Source organism: Pseudomonas sp. MD195_PC81_125, from assembly GCF_014060985.1.
GTDB classification, from domain to species: Bacteria; Pseudomonadota; Gammaproteobacteria; order Pseudomonadales; family Pseudomonadaceae; genus Aquipseudomonas; species Aquipseudomonas parakoreensis.
This window is the reverse complement of record NZ_JABULD010000890.1, coordinates 1-1,255: the sequence shown is the minus strand read 5'-3', so window position 1 is coordinate 1,255 and position 1,255 is coordinate 1. Positions and strand designations below refer to the sequence as shown.

Annotated in this window: 1 protein-coding gene and 1 other RNA gene; one reads left to right on the top strand and one right to left on the bottom strand. The window is 51.3% G+C overall.

Going from position 1 to position 1,255, the window contains the following annotated elements:
• Window positions 1–383: a transfer-messenger RNA gene (gene ssrA / locus HT737_RS30140) on the top strand; the annotation flags it as partial.
• A gap of 110 nt (window positions 384–493) precedes the next feature.
• Here the strand turns inward: ssrA and HT737_RS30135 are convergent.
• Window positions 494–1,255: restriction endonuclease (locus tag HT737_RS30135; protein ID WP_182404644.1), on the bottom strand; the 762-nt coding region annotated here is incomplete at its 5' end.

The following is a 1,255-nucleotide window of genomic DNA, read 5'->3' as shown; positions in this document are numbered from 1 at the left end:
ATTAGGATTCGACGCCGGTGACGAAACTTTAGGTGCATGCCGACTTGGTAACAGAAGTCGTAAATCCACTGTTGCAACTTCTTATAGTTGCCAATGACGACCAATACGGTGCTGCTCTCGCTGCTTAATTGCAGCTGACATGCACTCCTGGTGCCTTCGGGCCCAGCAATCATCAGGGGATGTCTGTAAACCCGAAATGATTGTCATATAGAACAGAATCGCCGTGCAGTACGTTGTGGACGAAGCGGCTAAAACTTACACAACTCGCCCAAAGCACCCTGCCCGTCGGGTCGCTGAGGGTTAACTTAATAGACACGGCTACGCATGTAGTACCGACAGCGGAGCACTGGCGGACGGGGGTTCAAATCCCCCCGGCTCCACCAAACTTAACGAAAAAAGACGTCCATGGACGTCTTTTTTTGTGCCTGCGATTCGGTCGCTGATTTTGGAAATTTCAAATCAGCACCCGTTTTTTTTCGGCCAACGATGTTTTTTACGCAGGCATGTAAAAATAGCTCAACGGCACCAATCGTTTAGTCTCAGGATCGGTAGCCGGGTAATGGGCCATCAATGTGCGAGCCAGTTCATCTAACGTCCACATTGTCAGATGGACATGGGCCCTCTCTCCCTCATAAAGCGCCTCCTTGGTGAACCCTCCAGTGCTGACATACAGCCCGCGATCATCCTTGTGCCTACCGCCCAAGAAGCTACGAATCTCACTACTCCCCATCCGGGCATTTCGATGTTTAACCTCCACAACAATGCGTGGCGGCTCAAATCCAAAACCATCAGGGGAAGCAATGATGTCTTTCCCCCTATCAGCACCGGCCGGGGATACGAGCGTCTTGTAGCCCATAGCTCGCAAAATTCCAGCTACCAACTCCTGCATTTCAGCCCAATCCAGGCTGTTGATTTGGTCCTTGATCCGCTCAAAGGCGATCTCTTGAACACCTTTCAATGGATCTTCCAAGGCTTCGGGATCTTCGATCAGATCTTTCGGCGCAGCGGAGACGTTTTTACCAGTAGCAAGGGCCAGCAATTCCTTCTGAGCATCCTCTGCAACATTAAATACGGTTAGCGTAGATCCCAGACTATTTCTGCTCGCGCCAGTGAGCTTGTCGCGATCAACTTCCTGCGGGAACCACTCAACAGACCTAGTTAAAGACATCCCATCATCCGCCAGATCTGGGCGAAGCTGGCATTCACCAGTGAAGCGACCGACCAGATACGTTCGGTTTGCGGGAGAGTACGTAAC